A 20,623-nucleotide genomic window follows, 5' to 3' on the forward strand; every position below is an offset into this window, starting at 1 on the left:
ACTTGAATGTGATTTCGGGGCCGGACTTAGTATTCGACGCCCATTTCCTGTAACGCTTCGATGGGCTTTTCTTTCTTGCCCAGCGCGCGGCGCAGTTTCGAGAGCGCGATGTTTTGCAACTGCCGGATGCGCTCGCGGGTGACGCCAAATTTCTTGCCGACTTCCTCCAGCGTCTTGGGTTTGCCCCCGTCGAGGCCGAAACGGGAAAAGATGATTTTCTTCTCGCGCTCGTCGAGCACATCGAGGAGGTCGCCTACCTCGTCGCGCAAATCCTTGTCGCGGAGCAATTCAAACGGCGTCTGCGCGTCCTCATCGCCCACGATCTCACCAAATTCGGTGGAATCGTCGTCGCTGATCGGCGCGTCGAGCGACGCTGGACGAATCGACACGGTCTTGAGTTGCGAAACCTTGCCGCTAGCGATGCCGATTTCCTCGGCCAGCTCGTCATCGGTCGGTTCGCGGCCCAGTTCTTCGCTCATTTGCAGCGAGACGCGGCGCATTTTGGAAATCTTGTCCACTAAGTGAACTGGAAGTCGGATCGTTTTGCTCTGGTTGGCCAGGGCGCGTTTGATGGACTGCTTGATCCACCACGCGGCGTAGGTGCTCAATTTGCCTCCTTTCGCTGGGTCAAAACGCTCCACGGCCTTCATCAGACCGATGTTGCCTTCAGAAATGAGGTCGAGCAGGGGCAGGCCCAAGTTGGCGTAATCGTGGGCGATCTTGACCACGAGACGGAGGTTCGAGCGAATCATCAAAGAGCGGGCTTCTTTGTCGCCTTTCTTGATTTTTGCGGCCAGTTCGATCTCCTGATCTGGGGTCAAAAGGGCGATTTGCCCGATCTCGCGCAGGTAGATCTTAATTCCGGAATCTGTATCTTCAGCAGCCATATTCTTGTTTCGCGTTTAGCTCAATTCAGAGAGTAATGGGATTACCTCTCACCATGTTATACGTTTGGTTTGGTGTTTTCGTTGGCTATTTGTGCGATCTCCAAATTAGTTAAGGATGTTAACTATCAAAAAGATTCGACGCACGCCAAGCCTTTTCGTTCAAAAATTGTTGCGGAAGCGAAAAATACGTGCGTTTTTAAGGGTTCCCGTCTCTCTTCCAGCCGTGCGACGGCTCGCCGCGCTTCGATTCCTGCTCGGAAAATGTTCAACCAAAGAGATCCAATTGCCCCGCTTTCGTGGGGCTGAGCGGCTCTTGAATCTCCGGCAGCGGAGTTTCCTCCAGTTCTTCCTCGGTGGAAAAATCTTCCGCCTCCACACTCGCCGCCGCCAAGGCTGGCTCGGGAATCATTTCCTCGATCTCTTCCACCTCGGGGAAGTCCACGATTTCTTCCTCGGGCTCCGGGACGACTTCCATGGCAATCGGCTCGGCGGCTTGGGCCAGAGTCGAATCTGACTCGACTGGCAGCGTGGATTGCACTAGCCGGGCGATGATTTGCTGCATCGTTTCGCCAGATTCCTCGATCATCCGGGTGAGTTGCTGGAGCGTTTTCTCCGGCAAAATGATTTGCACGAAAAACTGTTTCCCCGCCCGCAGACGCTCCCGGCGGCGGCGTTGCGCGTCGCGAAGTTGCACCAGACGTTTCTTCTTCTGGGCCAGAGTGGGGCTCTTGGGTTTGCTCATGCGGGGTGGAGGCAGCGTAGGGAAGCCCACCCAAAATGTCACCGCAAAAAACGCTCCACTTCCTCAGAGCTGCGTTTGCACGACCGTGAACACGTCCTTCGCGTCCAGATAACCCGTTAATTTCTCCGAGCCCGTGCCGCTGCTGAAAATAAGCGGATCATCCACCACATTGAGCGATTCGGGCGTGAAAACCGTGGACGGCTCCACGGCGGCGCTCGGCGGGAGCTGGGGCGGCGTCGGCTCCGGCGTCGGATGTTCCGGCAACGGCGGCTCGGGGACAATCAGCGACGGCAACACCTCACCCTCGCGTTTCGGCGTCGGCTTCGCGGCAGGCGCGGGAGGCAGCGCGTGCGGCCCGGTGCTCCAGGTGAGACTCGGAATCCCGTGAGCGTTCACGCCGAGGACGGCGGCGCCTTGGTCCTGCCGAAACGGATAGCCATTCATCCGAAAACCGCCCGGAGCCTGCTTGCCGGCGACCACGATGAGCGCACTGTCGCCCGCATAACGCCGGGCCACGGCGACCGCGTTGTCGAGGGCGATGGTTTCCGCGAGAAAGTTTTCACCGTCGTTGCCGCGCGCGGCTTTTTCGATCAACCCGGCGTCGATCACGAGGAAATAACCTTTCGTATTGTATTGCAGGAGCGAGATGGCGGATTTCACGAGTTCCTCCAGCGACGGCTCCTCGGTGGCCATGGCGCGGCTGTTGGAAAGTTCCCCACGATTAAAAATCCCGAGCGTGCGCGGCGCGAGCCACGACTGAATCGCAGTCAGCTCGGCCTTGGTGCGGGCCACGGTCCAGTTCTTCTGGCGCAGGGCCAAAATGAGGTCCTGGCCATCGGTGCGCACGCCGCCTTTATCCACGGGGAGAAAATATTTCTCACCGCCGCCGAGGAGCAGATCGACGTTCTCCAAGTCGGGCAATTCGGATGCAACTCCCGTGCGATTTTGCCCGTCGGTCTGATGGGAAAAATAGGCCGCGACGGCGGGATCGACCACCGACGCATTCGTGACGACGCCCGTTTTGCGTCCGGCGCGCGCGGCGAGTTCCAGGAGAGTGGCGATCTTTTTGCCGTCTGAATCGACTGAAAGTCCGTTCTGGTTCACCCGGCGACCGGTCGCCAGCGACGAGGCGGCGGCGGCAGCGTCGGGCACCGCGAATTCATTGGAAGTCAGCTTTAGCAAACCCAGGTGCGGCAGCGACTCCAGCGCGAGATTTTTGTCCGCGCCGCCCTCGTAAATGCGGGCCGCCGCGAGCGACGACGTATTCAGCCCGTCGCCGGTAATGAGGATGATCGCGAAGGGTTTTTGCACCACCCACGACTTGAAATAGAGCACGCCGGCCAGAATGAAGAGCGCGATGCAAGTGAGGGCGATGAGCAGGTTCCGGGTCTTCATACAAATGGAAGTCGGATGGTTCACCACTCCATCATCCCTGTAAACAGACGATTTTTAAGTTTGCCCGACGCGCCCGAATGAGGAAACTCCCCCCATGGCAAAACCTGTGGTCCTCATTATTCGCGACGGCTGGGGCATTAATCCCCGTGGAAAAGAACATGCTGCCGAAGATGGCAACGCCACCCTCCTCGCACACACCCCGTTTCACGACCAACTTTACGCCACCTATCCCGGCTCGACTTTGAGCGCGAGCGGACTCGACGTCGGCCTGCCGCCGGGCCAGATGGGCAACTCCGAAGTCGGCCACCTCAATCTCGGTGCCGGGCGCATCGTTTATCAGGACTTCACCCGCATCAACCTCGCCATTCAGCAGGGTGAACTCGCCAAAAACCCCGTCCTCCTCACCGCGCTCGGCCAGGCCAAAACCACCCGACTCCACCTAATCGGCCTCGTCTCCGATGGCGGCGTCCACAGCCACCAGGACCACCTCATCGCCCTCACGAAGATCGCCGCCGCCAACGGCGTCACCGACATCATGATCCACGCCATCACCGACGGACGCGACACCTCGCCCACCGGCGGCGCGGGTTATCTCGAGACCGTCGAAGCGGGCATCGCCGGCACCGGCGCACAGATCGCCACCGTCATCGGACGCTACTTCGCCATGGACCGCGACAAACGCTGGGACCGCAACAAACTCGCCTGGGACGCCATCGTTCTCGGCCGCGGCACCTTCTCCGAAAAGCAGCCCTCCGAGGCCGTCCGCTTCCTCTACGCCAGCGAACCGCGCGGCGACGAATTTCTCCCGCCCACCATCTTCTCCCATCCAAATGAAACTCGCATCCGCGACGGCGACGTCGTCCTGTGGTTTAACTTCCGGGCCGACCGCGCGCGCCAGCTTTCCGACGCCCTCCTCGTGCCCGACTTCCTCAGCTTCGAGCGTGAAGTCTTTCCCAAGGTCCACTTCGTCAGCCTCACGCAATACGACAAAAAATATAACGTCCCCGTCCTCTTCCAGCCGCAGACCCTCGACAACATCCTCGGCAAAGTCGTCTCCGACGCCGGGCTAAAGCAACTCCGCATCGCCGAAACCGAGAAATACCCGCACGTCACCTACTTCTTTAATGGCGGCGTGGAGATCGCCTACCCCGGCGAAGACCGCATGATCGTCCCCTCGCCGAAAGTCGCCACCTATGACCTCCAGCCCGAGATGAACGCCGAACAAGTCACCACCGAACTCCTCGCCGTCATCGACCGCTACGACCTCGTCATCCTGAATTTCGCCAACCCCGACATGGTCGGCCACACCGGCGTCGTCGAAGCGGGCATCAAAGCCGTGGAAAAAATCGACGACTGCGTCCGGCGCGTCGTGGAAAAAGTGCTCGCGCTCGGCGGCAAACTGCTCATCACCGCCGACCACGGCAACTGCGAACTCATGCGCAACCCCGACGGCAGCCCGAACACCGCGCACACCACCAACCTCGTGCATTTCATCTACGTCGGAGCCGATTCAAGTCAGATCAAAATGGAACCCGGCATCCTCGCCGACGTCTCCCCCACGTTGCTAGCGCTCCTTGGAGTCGCCCAGCCCAAGGAAATGACCGGCCACAGCTTGGTCATTAATCATTAGGATTTAGTCATTAACCGGCCATAGGAATGGCATTTGTGGGAATGAAAGAGGGGTTCCGCTGGACCAGACGGGTGCTGGCAGGATGAAAATGGAAGTGTCAGCTCGCTGGTGGGGCGGGGATGGTGAAGGTGGCGCCTGCGCCTTGGGTGCTTTCGGCGGCGACGGTGCCGCCGTGCGCTTCCACGATTTGTTTCACGATGGCGAGGCCGAGTCCGGTGCCTTCCTTCTCGGGGTCGGTGGACATTTTGTCGAAAACTCGGGAGAGCATTTCCAAGGGGACTCCGGCGCCGTTGTCGTGGACGACGCAGGTGACGGCGCCCGCTTCGGCGCTCGCGCTGACGATGACCCGGCCTTGGGCGGCGTATTTGAAGGCGTTGCCGAGGAGGTTTTGGAAGACTTGGGAGAGGAGCCCGGCGTCGGCAAAGATGGTGAGGGCGCGCGGGATCTCGTTGATGACGTCGATGGCGTGGTTGGACGCGATGGATCGGAGGTCGATGATGAGGCGTTGCACAAGGGGCCAGAGCTCGAAGGTGCGGCAGTCGGGTTGAAAAACCGTGCCGGTGCCGGAGGGTTGCACGTTGGTTTCGAGCACGCGTTTCACGAGGTCTTCGACGCGCTGGAGGTTGCGGCAGAGGATCTCAAAGAGGTCGCTGGTGTCGGCGAGGGTCTCTGCGGGGAGGCTTAGTTTCAACTCGTCCACGAGGAGCGAGGCGGCGTTGAGCGGGGTGCGCAGGTCGTGCGCGATGAAGGCGAGGTGCTCGTCTTCCTGCTCTTTGCGGATGTGCGCCTGCTGCGCCACGTAGCCCATGACGGCGAGCCGCACGGCTTCATCGATCTGGCGGTGGATGATGCGGGCGGCCTCGCCGACGACGCAGAGGCCGTGTCGTTCCGCAATGGTGATGAAGGCGATGCGCAGGATATTGTACTCCGCAACGACTTCACCCACGTCCAGGCCATCATACAAACGCTGGACGCCGTGGACGGGTGAACTGCCGTTGGTGGGTTGGGCGGACACGTCGCCCTCGCGGACCAGTGTGAGGGCGCGCGTGATCTCCGCCACGATGTCGGGCATGTGATCGGTGAGCGTGGGTTTGTCGAGATTCAGATCGCTGAGGAGCTTGCCAGCCTGCAAGCGCCATTCGGCAATGATCTCTTCATGACTCTTGGCAAAAACTTCGGCCAGGTCCTCGACGGTGTAATGTTCTTGGGAAGGCATGGGCCAGACTGTGCACGCGACTGGGCTCGTTGGCCAGTGAGCAAATCCCCATCGCGGCGCTCTTCGGGACTAAACTTTTTGCGGGCTGGACGCGGGCGATTTGGGGAAGAGGCGGGGCTTCAGGACGCGGGCGAGTTCCAGTGCAATCAGCGGAAAAATGAGCCAGCGCGAGTCGTGCCAGTGGCCCTTGCCGGCGATGGTTTGGTGCCAGAGGAGGAGTGCGGCGGCCACGTAGGCGAGGCGGTGGAGGCGTTTCCAAGTGCGTCCGCCGAGTTTGCGCATGGACCAGTTGTTGCTTGTGAGCGCGAGGACGATGAGGAGGGTGAGCCCGGCGAGTCCGAACCAAATGAAGGGCTTGGAGAAGCTTTTCAAGATGGCAGCGGGGTCGCCCTCATAGAGCACATGGCAGGCGAAATGGAGCACGCCGTAGATGCAGGCCGCGACGCCGATCCAGCGGCGGTGGCGGTTGAGAGCCGCGACGAGGGGCGATTTCGAAAAGAGGACGCGCAACGGGGTGAGGGCGAGGACGGCGACGAGGAGCCAGATGGCGATCTGACCCGACTGGTGGAGGAGTTTTTCGAGGGGATTGGCTCCGAGATGGCCGGTGAGGAGCGGGACGATGAGGAGTCCGATGCCGAGCCCGAGCAGGATGACGAGCGCGGTGAGTTTGTGGCCAATGAGGCGCGAGAGGAGGAGCATCCAGCGGCGGAGTTAGAAGTTTTTCTTGAGGTCGAGCCCGGTGTAGAGCGCGGCGACTTCCTTTTCATAGCCGTTGAACTTGAGCGTGGGTTTCTTGCTGGAGAAAAAACCGCCGCCGATGACGCGTTCGCTGGCCTGGCTCCAGCGCGGATGATCGACCTCGGGATTGACGTTGGCGTAGAAGCCGTATTCGGAGGGAGCCATGGTGTTCCAGAGGGTGTCGGGTTGCTTGTCCACGAAGTCGATTTTGACGATGGATTTCGCGCCTTTGAATCCGTATTTCCACGGGACGACGAGGCGAATCGGCGCGCCGTTTTGGTTGGGCAGTTTTTTACCATAGAGGCCGGTGGCGAGGAAGGCGAGTTCGTGCCGGGCCTCGGCAATGGTGAGCCCCTCGGTATAGGGCCAGTGGAAGCTGCCATTGCGCTGGCCGGGGCAATGCTCGGGGTCGAGGAAGGAGGTAAACTGGATGTATTTCGCCTCGGGCTTGGGCGCGGCCAGATCGACGAGCCGGGCGAGCGGGTAGCCATCCCAAGGAATGACCATGGACCAGGCCTCGACGCAGCGGTGGCGGTAGTTGCGCTGCTCGACGGTGCCGAGGGCGGCGAGGAGATCGTCGATGGCAAAGGTGGCGGGCTTGTCGCAAAGGCCACCGATGGCGACGCTCCACGGGCGGGTTTTCCAGCCTTGGTTGGCGAGTGTGGCGGGCTCTTCCTTGGAGAGACCCCATTCGTAGAAATTATTGTAACTCGTGACGTCGGATTCCTTGGTGAGGGCGGTGCCGTCGAGTTTGTAGGAAGAATTGAGGGAAGCCGCGTCGGCGAACGATGGGAAGAGGGCGGTGCCAGCGAGTCCCATGCCGACGCGGACGAGGAATTCGCGCCGTCGCAAAAAATCCGAGTGCGAGGTGACGGCGGAGTCAGGCAATTCCCAAGAGCGTGATGGATTCATAGTTGGATGATTACTGGAGTTGAGCGACAAACGCCCGAGATATTCCCGAGTTATACGAGTTTCAGGCCACTGCGGATCAATCCTGTGTCGGGCGGTCCATGAGGGCGAGGATGTGGGTCTGCTTTTCGCCGTAGGTGAGGCTGTGAAAACGGCGGATTTCTTCGATGCGGCGGACGCCGTTCAGCGTGTCGAGGTGGCGGGTGTAGGTCTCGGCGAGTTCGCCGGTTTCGAGGTAGCGTCCGCGCAGATTCGGATCGGCGTAGGCGTGGGGTGTTTGGCTTTGAAACAAATGAAAGCGCAGCCAGCGGCGGTCCATCTGCGAGGTGCGCTGGGTTTTGCGGAAGAAGGCGACGAACATCAAAAGGACGAGATAGGTATCGACCTGGGCCTGAAGTTCGAGGTTGCGGATGAAGCTTTCGTCGGTGATGACGCGCTGGCCGTTTTTGAACTGGAGCGCGGCGTGCAGAGCGTGGTTGATTTCTTCCACGAAGGCGATGAGGGATTGGATGTTGGCGTTGTTAATGCCAGCGCGCGGGTCGTTTTTTTCGAGTTGCCCGATGAGCCAGCCGGAGTAGTAGATGCCGATGTGAAGCTGGTCGCCGGCGGTGCGGAGGAAGGTGCGGGCGAGTTCGCTGAGTTCCACGGCACTGGCTCCGGCGAGGCGGGTGAGTTGCTGGCAGCGGCGCGTGTCGATGAGGCAATCTTCGAGGTTGATCCCGACGCTGGCGTAGGTGCGCTCGAAGAGGCGCTGAATCTCGCTGAAGAGCGTGCTCATGGTTTTAGGAAATCAGAGGCAGATGGGTGTCGTCGCCCAGATTGATGAATTGGTCGGCCAAGCGGTTGAGCGCGAGCCGGACATCGTGAAAACGCTCGGCGAGGTTTCGGTAGATCGGAGTCAGATCGCAACGGCGTGCAACGCTGTGCTCGGCGGCGACTTTGTAGCTGGCGCTGCCCATTTCCTCGTAGAAACTGACATCCGGCGCGCCTCGCTCGCAACGGCGGCGAACATTCTCGTGGAGGATGCCGGAGATGAAGAGCGAGTAATTGCCGACGTGCGCACGAATCTGGAAGGTCTGGTGATCGTTGGCCCGGCGCAGGGCGAGCATAAGGTCCGATAAGTATGTAACTCCACCGCCGGTGGGAGATTCCATTTGGCTGGAGTTGGAGAACGCCGTGAGCAGCGACGCGACGTAGTCGGCCAGGGCGCGGTCACCGAGTGCTGTGTCTTTTAGGACAGCTCTGGTCAAAATGTAGAAGTAGAGCTGGGGCGAAATGGTCAGATGGCCCATTCCACTGAGGACGGCGTCGCGCAATCGATCGTGATCGAGGATGCAATCCCGCGCCTCCTGATCGGTGAGCAACTCGACGAGGGAGACCTCGCTTTCCGCTGATTGGGAGAGTGTGCGGACGATGTAACTGAAATCTTCCGCCGTGAACCGCGACCGACAATTAGCTTGTATCATCGGGTCTTAAGTATGAGCAGCCGACGTGCCAAATCAAGCGCGGACATTCCCACTTGCCGCAGTTGTGAACGAGCGTGTAGAAATTTCCCGCATGAATCCGTGCCTGTCTGTCGTGATGCCCGCCTACAACGAGGAAAAGACTCTCGCCGAAGTGGTGGCCGCCGTGCTCGCGCAAACGATGGTCGGCGAGCTGATCATCGTGGACGACGCCTCGCGCGACGGGACTTGGGGTGTGTTGGAAAAACTGGCGACGCAGGACTCCCGGATCAAGGCCTATCAGCACAAGACGAATGCCGGCAAAGGTGCAGCCTTGCGCACTGGCTTTGAGAATGCCACGCAGCCCTACGTTTTAATCCAGGACGCCGACTTAGAATACGATCCGGGCGAATACGCGAAACTGCTCGGCCCGATCTTGCGAGGACGCGCCGATGTGGTCTTTGGATCGCGGTTTCTCGGCTCCGAAGAGCATCGCGTGCTCTACTACTGGCACTCGGTGGGGAACCAATTTCTCACGACTTTGAGCAATATGTTCACGAACCTGAACATCTCCGACATGGAGACCTGCTACAAAGTGTTCCGCCGGGAAATCATCCAGCGCATCACCATCGAAGAGAATCGTTTTGGCTTCGAGCCGGAGATCACCGCCAAAGTCGCGAAAATGAACGTTCGCATCTACGAAGTCGCCGTTTCCTACCACGGCCGCACTTACGCCGAAGGCAAAAAGATCGGCTGGAAAGACGGCCTCAGCGCCATCCGCTGCATCCTGAAATACGGCATCCGGTAGAAAGTCCTCCGCAACTCATTTTTTGTGAAGAGGCGGGATGAGATACGCCAGCGATTGGGTGTTTTCCTTACCGCCGCGCGTGGAGAGATGAAGCATGAAATCGGAGAACAAGGCCCGGTCGGTTTTGAGGCCGAAATCAGGCTCGGCCAAAACCGGCAGCACTTCTGAAATGTTCGCCTGGAAGGTGGCCAGTTGCTGGCGAACCTCCGCCAAGTGTTCCGGCGCGACTTCGCACCACGGCAGCCGATAGACGACTTCCACACCTTTGGCCTGCATACGTTCGCGGAATTGTCGCAAGATTGGTTTCCAGCCTGGATGCATCGCGACCACAGGCTGGCCGCTGGCTAACGGATGCTCAAACGTCACTTTTTCCACAGCATAGCCAAACTCATCGACCCGCTTGCCTCGATAGCGAAACAACGGGAGATGCATTCCGCGTCGCGCGGTGTAATTAACGATCCGCCGCAAACCGGGGGTGGTGACGCTGAACCAGGAGCCGAGGGTTTCCGCTGGTGACATAGTGATGTAACCCGGATCGCCGCCGAACATCCACTGGCGCTTGCCCAGCGAAGCAGTGAAATTGGCCGCATCGCGGGTGGCGGCGGGTGCCGAATCAAACAAATCGGGCTCGATCGAGAGGACGACCAAGTCGCCGGATTTTGCCGAATCCTCTGCGTAGCCCAGCATGAACAAGGCACCGAGATTGGCCGCCAGCCCGAGGTTGATGCTGCTTCGGCCCGTCTCTTTTTGAAGGAGGACGGCATCGACTCCAAAGAGGACACTGGAGCCGCCCACGACCAATATCCGCTGGGGAGCGTTCTGACTTTTTTTCAAAGCATCCGCCTTGATTTGGACCAGATCGAGCAGCCAGCGCGTGTCAGGGCTCACCCGGAGGTTGAATGCCGCGCCTGCACACCACGCCAGCAGGACCACAAGAAGAAGAAGCAACAGGCGTTTCATGGCTAAAAGGCGAAGTAAATAAATTGCCCCTCGCCGCTCGCGGCGCCGATGGCGACGACAGCCGCAAGCCCCAAACATGCAGGCCACGAGAGCAACGCGGCGTAGGGATTTTCCGCCTTCCTGCGCCCTAGCATTTCGATCAGCAGAACGAAAAAGCAGAGGGAGCAGATCACGATCAGCGGAGCCCAATCCGTGATGGCATAGGCGTGCCGGACCTCGCGCAAGCTGCCCGTTGAATAGGCGGACGGCGTCAGCAGCAGGCGGATTTTTTTTTCCAGAAGAGAAAGATCAGACTCGTAAAAGAACAGCCAGGAAAAGGTCACTGCCACCGATGTGAGCAGCCAGCCGATCACACGCGGCATCGCATATCCGACCTTGGAAAACCATCCGTGCATCACCAGCAACGCTCCATGAGCCGCGCCCCAAAGCAGGAAATTAAAACCCGCGCCGTGCCACATGCCGGATATAAGGAAGACGGCGAAAATATTGAACTCCCAGACTCCGCGCCGGTTGCCGCCGAGCGGAAAATAGACGTAATCGCGAAACCAGGTGCTCAGCGTGATGTGCCAGCGCTGCCAAAATTCTCGGATGCTGCAGGCCGAATACGGCGCAAGGAAATTCATTGTCAGCCGCACACCGAGGATTCTCGCCACGCCTAGTGCAATAAAGCTGTAACCGGCAAAGTCGAAATAAATTCGCAGCCCGAACAGGATCGAAGTCAGCCAGACTGTCCACGGATTATCACTCACCCCGCGCAAAATAAACGGACTGAGATTGTCCGCCAGCACGAGCTTGTAGAATAAACCGAGGACCAGCCAGGGGCAGCCGTCTAGCAGGGTAGCCACCGAGACTCTCCAGCGAAAACCGGTGATCTGCGGCAGCAGCGAGGCACGCCGTTCGATCGGCCCTGCCACGATCTGCGGGAAAAAAGTGACGAAATTAAAGAAGTTGAGCAGCCGCGGCAGTTTTTCATTCCGGCGCAAGGTGTCCACGCCGAGCGCGATCAATTGAAAAGTGTAAAAGGAGATACCCGCCGGGATGTAATTTCTCGGTGCATTCCACCCCAGATGCAGCACTCGGTTGAGCAGGAAATCGCCGTATTTGAACCAGACCAGCGGCAGCAGATTCACAGTGATAAATAGGATTTCCAGAACCAGCCGACGGCGTTTGCCGGATCGTAGCGCGGCCTGCAGCACGATGAAGCTGAAACCCAACTCAGCGACGTGAATCGCAAAAGAGAGCCGGTCCGCGAAATAGAAAAGGAGCAGGCTCGTTCCTAGCAGACTGGCCCGGTCAAACTGCGCCAGATGAGAAAATCCCCGGGCCGCCAACACGGCGCGGAAGGATAGGATCGAGCCCAGGCAGAGCAGGAGCAGAAGCCAAAATTCGACACTGACAAAATTCATTCGCTTGAAGCTTGGAGCGTTTTCCCTCGCAGAAAAGTTTCTTTTGGTTTTTTTGTAAGGGATGCAGCGTCTCCTCGTCACGGGTTCCTCCGGCCTTATCGGCTCCGAAGTCTGTTCTTATTTCTCCAAAATGGGCTTCGCCATCCATGGCGTGGACAACAATCAGCGCGCTGTTTTTTTCGGCGCCCAAGGCGATACGCGCTGGAATCAGGAGCGGCTGCTAAGAGATCTGCCCGACTTTGCGCATCACGAACTCGATATTCGCGATCGCGCGGGCGTGCTGGACTTAGTGAAAACTCTCCGGCCCGATGTCATCATTCACACGGCGGCGCAGCCTTCGCACGACAGGGCGGCAGCGATTCCCTTCGACGACTTCGACACAAACGCCGTCGGGACTTTGAATCTATTGGAAGCCGCCCGGCAGTTTGCGCAGGAAGCGCCGTTCGTTCACATGTCCACCAACAAAGTCTATGGCGACGCCCCGAATCGAATCCAACTCGTCGAAAAAGACACGCGCTGGGATTTCGCCGATCCGGAATACGCGGGTGGCATCGCGGAAACTTTCAGCATCGACCAGTCGAAGCATTCGCTCTTTGGAGCGTCGAAGGTCGCGGCCGATGTGATGGTGCAGGAATACGGCCGTTATTTTGGAATGCCGACCTGCTGTCTGCGCGGCGGCTGTCTCACCGGGCCAAATCACACCGGAGTCGAGTTGCATGGCTTTCTGAGCTACCTCGTGCGCTGCAATCTGGAGGGTCGCGAATACAAGATTTTCGGCTATAAGGGAAAGCAGGTGCGCGACAACATTCATTCGCTCGACGTCAGCCGTTTCATGCACGCCTTTGTGGAAAATCCCCGGAGCGCGGAGGTTTACAATCTCGGCGGCGGCAAGGCCAACTCGGTCTCGATCCTGGAGGCGTTTCAGATCACCACGAGCTTCACCGGACTGGAGCAACACTCGACTTACCTCGACGAAAACCGCATCGGCGATCACATCGTTTACTACAGCGACCTCCGCAAAATGCGCTCCCATTATCCGTCGTGGGACATCACAATCTCAGTCGAGGAAACCATCGGCCAAATCGTCGAGGCTTGGAAAAAGCGGATGAGCTGAGTTCCATTGTTATCTCCCCATGCGCGTTTTCATCACCGGTATTTGCGGCTTCGTCGGAAGCACCCTGGCCCTCGCCCTCCGCGAATCTGTCGAAGGCATCGAGGTCTTCGGCTGCGATAATTTCATCCGCCCCGGCAGCGAGACCAATCGCCAGCGTCTGCGGCTCGCGGGCATCTCCGTTTTCCACGCCGACATCCGCAACAGCACCGATATCGACGCCCTGCCCCAGGCCGATTGGGTGATCGACGCCGCCGCCAATCCCAGTGTGCTCGCCGGCGTCGATGGCAGCAGCAGCCGCCAAGTCATGGAGCACAACCTTTTCGGAACCATCAATCTCCTCGAATACTGCAAGCGCCACCAGGCGACTTTTACTCTCTTGAGCACGAGCCGGGTCTATTCCATTCCGCCGTTGGCAAATCTCCCACTCGTTGCCAGAAACAACGCCCTCGCCCTCGATGACACCCAATCGCTTCCGCCTGGCGCCTCCGTCCGAGGCATTTCGGAAACATTTTCCACTGCCGCTCCGGTCTCGCTCTACGGCAGCACCAAGCTCGCTTCCGAGGCGCTGGCGCTCGAATACGGCGAGGCCTTTTCCTTCCCCGTCTGGATCAACCGCTGCGGCGTCCTCGCCGGCCCCGGACAATTCGGACGCGCCGATCAGGGAATCTTCAGTTTTTGGCTAAATTCCTGGCTGCGCCAGCTGCCATTGAAATACATCGGCTTCGGCGGCCACGGACATCAGGTGCGCGATTGCCTGCATCCGCGGGATCTCCTGCCTGTGCTCACGCAGCAATTCACCGCCGGCCTGGACCGGACTCGTCCGCGCACACTTAACCTCAGCGGCGGTGAGGCGAGTTCCATCTCCCTCGCACAACTCAGCGACTGGTGCCGCCAGCGTTTCGGCGAACACGCCATCGCCTCCGACCACACTCCGCGTCCCTACGACATCGGCTGGATGGTGCTGGATTCCTCCGCCGCCCGCGAGCATTGGCAATGGCAGCCTGCGACTCCGATTCAAGACATCCTCGAGGAAATCGCCGCGCACGCCGAGCAACACCCCGGCTGGATGCAACTTTCCTCCCCATGAACACCCCGATTCCACTGCAACTCCTCTCCATCGTCATCCCCGCGCGCGACGAGGAAGGCTGCGTCGCCTCCACCGTTCACCACCTGCATTTGGAACTGAAACTCCGCGGCGTTCCCCATGAAATCATCGTCGTCGATGATGGGAGTTCCGATCGAACTTGGGAGATTCTACAAACCGAAGCCGCGCAAATGCCCGAGCTGCGTCCCATGCAAAATGACGGATTGCACGGCTTCGGACGCGCCATCACCTTCGGACTCGATGCCATGCGCGGCGACGCGGTGGTCATCATGATGGCCGATGAATCCGACGATGCCCGCGACGTGGTGCGTTACTGGGAGAAACTCAACGAAGGCTACGACTGCGTCTTCGGCAGCCGCTTCACCAAGGGCGGCGGCGTCATCGATTATCCCCGGATCAAACTTTTCATGAACCGGATGGCCAACGCCTTTATCCGCATCCTTTTCCGGCACGGCCTGAACGACACCACCAACGCCTTCAAAGCCTACCGTAAAACCGTCATCGACGGCGTGCGCCCGATCCTTTCGCCGCACTTCAACATCACGGTGGAACTCCCCTTGAAAGCCATCATCCGCGGCTACAGCTATACCACGATGCCCATTACCTGGCGCAACCGCCGACACGGCGTGGCCAAACTCAAAATCCGCGAAATGGGCAGCCGCTACCTCTTCATCTGTCTCTACGTCTGGCTGGAAAAATACTTCAGCCGCGGCGACTACAAAAAACCATGAGCGCCAATTCACCGACCGATCTCAGCAAAATTTACCAGCAGCGTTTCGAGGCCAGCCTGGCCTACCGCAAAGCCATCTGGCAGACTTTGATCTCCGGCTTTTTTGCCGAATATCTTCGTCCCGACGCCGTGGTCCTCGATCTCGGCTGTGGCTACGGAGAATTTATCAATCAAGTCCAGGCCGCCCAGCGTTACGGCATGGACTTGAACCCGGACACACGCCAGAGACTGTCGCCAGAGGTGACCTTTCTGGAGCAGGATTGCTCGACCCGCTGGCCGTTGCCGGACCATTCGCTGGATGTCGTCTTCACGAGCAATTTCTTCGAGCATCTGCCGGATAAATCCGCCCTCGGACGCACTCTCGATGAAGCGTGCCGCTGTCTCAAAGAAGGCGGACGCCTGATTGCGCTGGGCCCCAATATCAAATATCTCCCCGGCACGTATTGGGATTTCTGGGATCACCATCTGGCCCTCACTGAACTTTCCCTTGAGGAAGCCCTCACCAACCGCACGATGGCCATCGAGAAATCGATCCCGCGTTTCCTCCCCTACACCATGGCGCGCGGCTGGCAGCCCCCGCTCGCCTTTGTGGCACTCTTCCTGAAACTGCCATTTCTCTGGAAGTGGTTTGGCCGCCAGTTTCTCGTCGTGGCCCGCAAGCCGGCTGCGACGAAAACGTAACACGGATTCTGCTGCAAATTGCTTGGCATCCTCACGGCAAGCCTCTCTATTGGCTCTCCCCCTTTTTCATGACCCAGCCCGGCCCAGACATTATCGTGGTGATTCCTATCTATAATGAGGAAGCCAATATCCAGAAGGTCGCATTGGAATGGAACACTGCCTTGGCTTCAACGGGTGCCAGTTTTCAGATTCTGGCGATCAACGATGGTTCACGCGATGGCACAGCGGCTGTGATTGACCAGCTTTCCGCAAAAATCCCCGCGATCCGCGCCATCCACAAGGCGAATTCAGGCCACGGGCGCAGTTGCCGTCACGGATACGAAATGGCGCTTCGGGAAGGAGCCCGCTGGATTTTCCAGATCGACTCCGATGGACAATGCGACCCATCCTACTTTTCCGAATTTTGGGCGCAGAAGGACGGGCATGACTGCGTTTTTGGGTTTCGCTCGGAACGCGGCGATGGCATGGGTCGGAAGCTCATTCAGATCTGCTGCCGCTGGGCCACGGGTTTTGCTACGTTGAAAGACTTGAAAGATCCAAACGTTCCATACCGTCTCATGCGCCGGGAGGTGATGGAAAAAGCCATCGCGGGAATACCCGCAGATTTTAACCTGCAAAATATCGCGCTCACCCTCCGCTTATTTCGCCAGAAGGAGGTGCGCTGGAAATTTATCCCCATCAAATTCCGTCCAAGGCAGGGCGGCTCCAACAGTATCAATTATCTGAATATTATCAGCCTCGGATGGGAGATGCTGGGGGATTTGAAGCGTCTCCGGCGCGAACCATGACGGGCAGTGGCCAGATGACGTGGGGGCCTGTGAAGGAGCGCATTCTTTTTTGCGTTAGCCTGGCAGCAGGATTTTTCATCATCAGCCAGCAAAGCCTCTGGATCGATGAGGCTCATAGTGCCTTGAAGGCGATGCAACCCGATCTCGCCTCATTTTTTCGGACGCTGGTTTCAGATGGCGGCTCCGACCTGCAAATGCCCGGATACATGCTCTGGCTCTGGGGTTGGGAAAAAATCTTCGGTCACAGCGAGTACGCGCTGCGTCTGGCCAATCTGCCCTGGTGGCTGCTGGCACAAGGGGTGACAATCCGGTTTTTTGGAAAAAAATCCGGCTTCTTTTGGGTCGGCAGCCTACTTTTTCTGCTGCATCCCTTTGTTTGGTACTATCTGGATGAAGCCCGTCCCTATGCGATGCAAATGGCAGGGGCGACTCTGCTGGCCATCGGAATTTTCGAGGCTCAAAACCCGGAGCGCTCCATTAAAAATTGGTTTTTGTGGGGCAGCTGCGGGGCCGTTTTGATGGGGATTACCAGTTTGCTAGCTTTTCTGTTTTCGGGAACTGGCCTGATCGTGCTGACATTTCTGCTTCTGTCTGAACGATCAACCCGCCAGCCAAAAACTTGGCTGCGCATCGTGCCCGCGCTGGCTGTTTTTTCGGCGACCGGCATTTATTACCTCTGGACGTTGTGCATTGGCGCGAGGGCCACCAATGGAACCGGCGGCACCGGATGGAGCAACCTTCTCTATGTGAGCTATGAGCTTTTAGGGTTTTCTGGCGTGGGCCCCTCTCGCATCGAATTGCGGCAAAATGGCGCGGGTGCCTTGCGTCCCTATCTGCCTGAACTTGCCTTATACGGCCTCGCCAGCTGCGTGATGCTTGTGGCCACTGTCCGAGAGTTAGGTTCAAAGATGGTCGTCGTCTGGGCGACCTATTTGTTGCCACCAGTTTTATTGATTCTAATGATTGGAGTCTTTAAAGATTTTCGTGTTTTGGGGCGGCATTTCACACCCGTTCTCCCGGTTATTCTTCTGGCTTGGGCAAGCTGCCTGGCCGTCTGGCATCGTAAAAACCCCCGGTCTGCGATAGGGTTAGGCACGTTGCTCCTTCTCCTGATGCTAACATCCTCGCTGTGCCTTCGCCTGAGTCCGCGCCATGGAAAAGACAACTACCGGGGGGCGGCGAAACTGGCGAAGTCAGCTCTTGCACAAAATAAAATTGTCTGGTGGGCGGCCGATCTTGCCGCAGCAAAATATTACCAAATCCCATTCACGGGAGCCGGGTCTGCTGTGGATGTGCGACAAAGCCGTTTCGAGGATTTCGCGAAATCCCCCCTTCCAAATCTGATCCTTTTATCCAAGCCCGATGTTTACGATTCACATGGTGATCTCCTGCGCTACTTGCATGATGTGCCGCTGAAACAAACCGCTACTTTGCAGTCGTTCACGATATGGGAGGACGCTCGCTAACTCATACTTGCGACTAAACGAGTAGCGCGATGAATGAAGACGTGGAATAAATCTCGCCACCCTGTCGTTCCGACGTTGCATTTATCTTGTGAATTCTAATTTCCGGATTTTTCCTTTTTTGATCACTGCTGGCGGCCTGCTTTTGGCTTTGTTCCTAGGCCGACTTGTGGGTGAATCCAACACAAGGATGCTGGCCATGATTTTTGGCGGTATCGCAGTCATTTGTGTCTGCCTTTGGCTTAAAACCCGCATTTGGCTGCTTATCCCCCTTTGCTGGGGGCTGACGGGGAAAATCAGCCTCCTTCCCCTGCCCTTCAGCGTCCGCGATTTGAGTGTGCTTCTCGTCACCGGAATGTTTGGAGTTTTGTTTGCGCTGAAAATGGTGCGTCTTAAGTCACAGACAGGATGGTTGGAGGTTTTAGTCGCGATCAATGTGACCTACGTCGCGTCCATGTTTATTAGGCACCCGGTTGGGACTAGCGCATTTGGCTCAGTCATGGTGGGCGGGCGCCCCTATTTTGACATATTAATCGCGCTGATCACTTTCTTGGTTTTGCGCAGCGTCACGATCTCTCCCCGGCAAGCCAGAATCTTTCCTTTTTTCCTCTTGGCGGGTTCGTTGATGGTAACGGTGCTCAATCTAATTGTAAGGTTGTTCCCGCCCCTCGTTGCGATCATTGCTCCTTTATATTCTGGAATCAATGTGCAGGGGTATATGGAGGCAGAGGGGTATAAAAGTGCAGCTGATCCCACTGTAAAGCGTTATGGCGAACTCGTAGGGCCTGGCTCGACTATCTTACAGATATTATGCTCTTATTTTCGCCCGCTCTCGTTATTGGTACCCACCCATCCCTTTAGGACAATACTATTTTTTCTCGGCGGCCTTGGAATGCTCTATTCGGGATTCCGAAGCTCCATCATAGCCTCGGGATTTTTCTTTCTTTTTGCAGCCTATTTTCAAGGTGGGACTCGCGACCTGTTTAATAGCATTTTCGTTGGAATTTCCGGCCTGGTATTACTATTGGTTTTTCAATTATTCGTTGGGTTGCCGCTACAGGCTCAACGGGCATTGAGTTTTATTCCCCTCATTCCGTGGAATGAGCAGGCCAAGGCAGATGCAGACGACTCGTCTCAATGGCGCATCGACATGTGGAAGATGGTGTTGAATGAGAAGAAATACATTAACGACAAGGTCTGGGGCGATGGCTTTGGGTTCACAGCCTATGAATTAAATATCATGGTTGAAGCGGATTTTGGCGGCACTGGCTTCATAGGCGGAGCGGTTCAGGAGGCGTTTATGATTAATGGCACGTTCCACAGCGGTCCTCTCTCCACTATCCGCTATGCAGGCGTCGTTGGCTTGATCTTGTTTTTGGCATGGAATTTCCACCTCAGTTTTCAAGCGCCCAAATTGATCCGGCTGGCACGGGGCACTCCTTATTTCCCTGCCACTCTTTTTCTCATTATGCCCATGATATACTTGCCGCTATTTTTTATCTTTATTTTTGGTGGCTATGAAAGTGCCTTCCCGGATCTGTTATTCACAAGCGGCCTTTTTAGCATGCTTAAAAATTCTCTAATCCAATATCGCGAAAATCTAAAGATTGCTTAGTTAAACGAAATCGCATGCGAAGCAATACCATACACATCGTAGCAGGCCGCGCGGAACGCCATTACTGGGGAGATCTCTGGCGTTTTCGTGAGTTGCTCGCCTTTCTGGCCTGGCGCGATATTTTGGTCCGCTACAAACAGACTGTTATCGGCCTCCTCTGGGCGATTCTTCGCCCAGTGCTCACCACCGTTGTATTCGTGTTTGTTTTCAGCAAACTGGCCAAAATGCCTTCCAACGGAGTGCCTTATCCCCTGCTCGTTTTCTCCGCCATGCTGCCTTGGCAATTCTTCGCCTCTGCCCTTTCAGAGGCCAGTAACAGCCTGATCGGCAACGCCAATCTTGTTTCCAAGATTTACTTTCCTCGCCTGATTGTGCCCACAAGCTCCGTCATCGTGGCCTTTGTCGATTTCCTCATCTCCTGCGCCATTCTGGCAGTGATGATGATCTACTACCAATTCACACCCACCTGGCACATTCTGCTGCTGCCGGTGTTCACATTCATTGCTTTCATAGCTGCGTTTGGTGCGGGCATTTGGCTGGCCGCACTCAATGTGGAATACCGCGATTTTCGTTACGTCATCCCCTTCATTGTGCAGTTCGGACTGTATGTCTCACCAGTGGGATTCAGCAGCATCGTCGTTCCCGAGAAATGGCGACTGCTTTATTCGTTGAATCCCATGGTGGGGGTTATTGAAGGCTTCCGTTTCTGTGTAACTGGCTCCAAAACAGCCATTTATCTTCCCGGTTTTGCGTTATCCATGGGAGTGGTGCTGGCTGTGGCAGTGAGCGGAATTTGGTATTTTCGTAAAACAGAACGTGCTTTTGCCGATGTTATCTGAACACGCCACTATCAGGGCAACCGACTTCCCCCAACGGGCAACCGACTTCCCCCAACGGGCAACCGACTTCCCCCAACGGGCAACCGACTTCCCCCAACGGGCAACCGACTTCCCCCAACGGGCAACCGACTTCCCCCAACGGGCAACCGACTTCC

General features: G+C 57.5%; 20 protein-coding genes. 10 read left to right on the plus strand and 10 right to left on the minus strand.

The window, feature by feature from the left end:
- Positions 1–26 precede the first annotated feature (26 nt).
- The 3 genes from ABIT76_14045 to ABIT76_14055 form a co-directional block, all read right to left on the minus strand.
- Complete coding sequence (locus tag ABIT76_14045) at positions 27–887, minus strand: RNA polymerase sigma factor RpoD/SigA (protein MEO7934271.1); 861 nt, start codon at positions 885–887, stop codon at positions 27–29.
- 265 nt (positions 888–1,152) lie between these two features.
- Entirely contained in the window at positions 1,153–1,629 is a 477-nt protein-coding gene (locus ABIT76_14050) for a hypothetical protein (GenBank protein MEO7934272.1), read from the minus strand.
- A gap of 63 nt (positions 1,630–1,692) precedes the next feature.
- Positions 1,693–3,024 (minus strand): alkaline phosphatase, encoded by a 1,332-nt coding sequence (locus ABIT76_14055; GenBank protein ID MEO7934273.1) that lies wholly within the window; start codon positions 3,022–3,024, stop codon positions 1,693–1,695.
- A 94-nt stretch (positions 3,025–3,118) separates the two neighbouring features.
- On the opposite strand from ABIT76_14055, the gene gpmI reads away from it, so the two are divergent.
- Positions 3,119–4,654, plus strand: a complete 1,536-nt coding sequence (gene gpmI / locus ABIT76_14060) for a 2,3-bisphosphoglycerate-independent phosphoglycerate mutase (protein MEO7934274.1) — start codon at positions 3,119–3,121, stop codon at positions 4,652–4,654.
- A 97-nt stretch (positions 4,655–4,751) separates the two neighbouring features.
- Here gpmI and ABIT76_14065 read toward each other — a convergent pair whose 3' ends face one another.
- From ABIT76_14065 to ABIT76_14085, 5 genes are all read right to left on the minus strand, one after another.
- Complete coding sequence (locus tag ABIT76_14065) at positions 4,752–5,870, minus strand: HAMP domain-containing sensor histidine kinase (GenBank protein ID MEO7934275.1); 1,119 nt, start codon at positions 5,868–5,870, stop codon at positions 4,752–4,754.
- 69 nt (positions 5,871–5,939) lie between these two features.
- A complete protein-coding gene (locus ABIT76_14070) occupies positions 5,940–6,569 on the minus strand; it encodes a ferric reductase-like transmembrane domain-containing protein (GenBank protein MEO7934276.1) in 630 nt (209 codons plus the stop codon).
- Between the two features lie 12 nt (positions 6,570–6,581).
- The gene (gene msrP / locus ABIT76_14075) at positions 6,582–7,520 is read right to left on the minus strand and encodes a protein-methionine-sulfoxide reductase catalytic subunit MsrP (GenBank protein ID MEO7934277.1); all 939 of its coding nucleotides are present in this window, start codon (positions 7,518–7,520) and stop codon (positions 6,582–6,584) included.
- A gap of 76 nt (positions 7,521–7,596) precedes the next feature.
- Positions 7,597–8,295, minus strand: a complete 699-nt coding sequence (locus tag ABIT76_14080; GenBank protein ID MEO7934278.1) for a hypothetical protein — start codon at positions 8,293–8,295, stop codon at positions 7,597–7,599.
- Positions 8,296–8,299: 4 nt separating this feature from the next.
- The gene (locus ABIT76_14085) at positions 8,300–8,983 is read right to left on the minus strand and encodes a hypothetical protein (protein ID MEO7934279.1); all 684 of its coding nucleotides are present in this window, start codon (positions 8,981–8,983) and stop codon (positions 8,300–8,302) included.
- Positions 8,984–9,074: 91 nt separating this feature from the next.
- Here ABIT76_14085 and ABIT76_14090 point away from each other — a divergent pair, with 91 nt between their 5' ends.
- Positions 9,075–9,767, plus strand: coding sequence for a glycosyltransferase family 2 protein (locus ABIT76_14090; GenBank protein MEO7934280.1), 693 nt, complete (start codon positions 9,075–9,077; stop codon positions 9,765–9,767).
- A 15-nt stretch (positions 9,768–9,782) separates the two neighbouring features.
- On the opposite strand, the gene ABIT76_14095 is transcribed toward ABIT76_14090, so the two are convergent.
- Together ABIT76_14095 and ABIT76_14100 are read right to left on the minus strand one after the other, a co-directional pair.
- Positions 9,783–10,727 (minus strand): hypothetical protein, encoded by a 945-nt coding sequence (locus ABIT76_14095; GenBank protein ID MEO7934281.1) that lies wholly within the window; start codon positions 10,725–10,727, stop codon positions 9,783–9,785.
- Between the two features lie 2 nt (positions 10,728–10,729).
- A complete protein-coding gene (locus ABIT76_14100) occupies positions 10,730–12,133 on the minus strand; it encodes an MBOAT family O-acyltransferase (GenBank protein MEO7934282.1) in 1,404 nt (467 codons plus the stop codon).
- A 61-nt stretch (positions 12,134–12,194) separates the two neighbouring features.
- Here ABIT76_14100 and ABIT76_14105 point away from each other — a divergent pair, with 61 nt between their 5' ends.
- The 8 genes from ABIT76_14105 (at position 12,195) to ABIT76_14140 (ending at position 20,468) form a co-directional block, all read left to right on the plus strand.
- Positions 12,195–13,247 (plus strand): NAD-dependent epimerase/dehydratase family protein, encoded by a 1,053-nt coding sequence (locus ABIT76_14105; protein MEO7934283.1) that lies wholly within the window; start codon positions 12,195–12,197, stop codon positions 13,245–13,247.
- A gap of 19 nt (positions 13,248–13,266) precedes the next feature.
- Positions 13,267–14,334: an NAD-dependent epimerase/dehydratase family protein gene (locus ABIT76_14110; protein ID MEO7934284.1), complete on the plus strand. Its 1,068-nt coding sequence runs from the start codon at positions 13,267–13,269 to the stop codon at positions 14,332–14,334.
- On the plus strand, positions 14,331–15,083 hold the full coding sequence (locus ABIT76_14115) for a glycosyltransferase family 2 protein (GenBank protein ID MEO7934285.1): 753 nt from the start codon (positions 14,331–14,333) through the stop codon (positions 15,081–15,083). The genes ABIT76_14110 and ABIT76_14115 overlap by 4 nt, the downstream gene beginning before the upstream one ends.
- Positions 15,080–15,763, plus strand: a complete 684-nt coding sequence (locus tag ABIT76_14120; protein MEO7934286.1) for a class I SAM-dependent methyltransferase — start codon at positions 15,080–15,082, stop codon at positions 15,761–15,763. Before ABIT76_14115 ends, ABIT76_14120 begins: the two co-directional genes overlap by 4 nt.
- A gap of 68 nt (positions 15,764–15,831) precedes the next feature.
- Entirely contained in the window at positions 15,832–16,551 is a 720-nt protein-coding gene (locus ABIT76_14125) for a glycosyltransferase family 2 protein (GenBank protein ID MEO7934287.1), read from the plus strand.
- 29 nt (positions 16,552–16,580) lie between these two features.
- Entirely contained in the window at positions 16,581–18,017 is a 1,437-nt protein-coding gene (locus ABIT76_14130) for a hypothetical protein (GenBank protein MEO7934288.1), read from the plus strand.
- Between the two features lie 88 nt (positions 18,018–18,105).
- Positions 18,106–19,629: a hypothetical protein gene (locus ABIT76_14135; GenBank protein ID MEO7934289.1), complete on the plus strand. Its 1,524-nt coding sequence runs from the start codon at positions 18,106–18,108 to the stop codon at positions 19,627–19,629.
- A gap of 14 nt (positions 19,630–19,643) precedes the next feature.
- Complete coding sequence (locus ABIT76_14140; GenBank protein MEO7934290.1) at positions 19,644–20,468, plus strand: ABC transporter permease; 825 nt, start codon at positions 19,644–19,646, stop codon at positions 20,466–20,468.
- The last annotated feature ends 155 nt before the right edge of the window (positions 20,469–20,623 follow it).

Source organism: Chthoniobacterales bacterium (assembly GCA_039930045.1).
Taxonomy (GTDB): Bacteria; Verrucomicrobiota; Verrucomicrobiia; order Chthoniobacterales; family DASVRZ01; genus DASVRZ01.

Excerpts from the sequence above, each read along its gene's own strand:
- ABIT76_14045 (MEO7934271.1), bottom strand. The coding sequence starts at position 887 with ATGGCTGCTGAAGATACAGATTCCGGAATTAAGATCTACCTGCGCGAG.
- ABIT76_14050 (MEO7934272.1), bottom strand. The coding sequence starts at position 1,629 with ATGAGCAAACCCAAGAGCCCCACTCTGGCCCAGAAGAAGAAACGTCTG.
- ABIT76_14055 (MEO7934273.1), bottom strand. The coding sequence starts at position 3,024 with ATGAAGACCCGGAACCTGCTCATCGCCCTCACTTGCATCGCGCTCTTC.
- gpmI (MEO7934274.1), top strand. The coding sequence starts at position 3,119 with ATGGCAAAACCTGTGGTCCTCATTATTCGCGACGGCTGGGGCATTAAT.
- ABIT76_14065 (MEO7934275.1), bottom strand. The coding sequence starts at position 5,870 with ATGCCTTCCCAAGAACATTACACCGTCGAGGACCTGGCCGAAGTTTTT.
- ABIT76_14070 (MEO7934276.1), bottom strand. The coding sequence starts at position 6,569 with ATGCTCCTCCTCTCGCGCCTCATTGGCCACAAACTCACCGCGCTCGTC.
- msrP (MEO7934277.1), bottom strand. The coding sequence starts at position 7,520 with ATGAATCCATCACGCTCTTGGGAATTGCCTGACTCCGCCGTCACCTCG.
- ABIT76_14080 (MEO7934278.1), bottom strand. The coding sequence starts at position 8,295 with ATGAGCACGCTCTTCAGCGAGATTCAGCGCCTCTTCGAGCGCACCTAC.
- ABIT76_14085 (MEO7934279.1), bottom strand. The coding sequence starts at position 8,983 with ATGATACAAGCTAATTGTCGGTCGCGGTTCACGGCGGAAGATTTCAGT.
- ABIT76_14090 (MEO7934280.1), top strand. The coding sequence starts at position 9,075 with ATGAATCCGTGCCTGTCTGTCGTGATGCCCGCCTACAACGAGGAAAAG.
- ABIT76_14095 (MEO7934281.1), bottom strand. The coding sequence starts at position 10,727 with ATGAAACGCCTGTTGCTTCTTCTTCTTGTGGTCCTGCTGGCGTGGTGT.
- ABIT76_14100 (MEO7934282.1), bottom strand. The coding sequence starts at position 12,133 with ATGAATTTTGTCAGTGTCGAATTTTGGCTTCTGCTCCTGCTCTGCCTG.
- ABIT76_14105 (MEO7934283.1), top strand. The coding sequence starts at position 12,195 with ATGCAGCGTCTCCTCGTCACGGGTTCCTCCGGCCTTATCGGCTCCGAA.
- ABIT76_14110 (MEO7934284.1), top strand. The coding sequence starts at position 13,267 with ATGCGCGTTTTCATCACCGGTATTTGCGGCTTCGTCGGAAGCACCCTG.
- ABIT76_14115 (MEO7934285.1), top strand. The coding sequence starts at position 14,331 with ATGAACACCCCGATTCCACTGCAACTCCTCTCCATCGTCATCCCCGCG.
- ABIT76_14120 (MEO7934286.1), top strand. The coding sequence starts at position 15,080 with ATGAGCGCCAATTCACCGACCGATCTCAGCAAAATTTACCAGCAGCGT.
- ABIT76_14125 (MEO7934287.1), top strand. The coding sequence starts at position 15,832 with ATGACCCAGCCCGGCCCAGACATTATCGTGGTGATTCCTATCTATAAT.
- ABIT76_14140 (MEO7934290.1), top strand. The coding sequence starts at position 19,644 with ATGCGAAGCAATACCATACACATCGTAGCAGGCCGCGCGGAACGCCAT.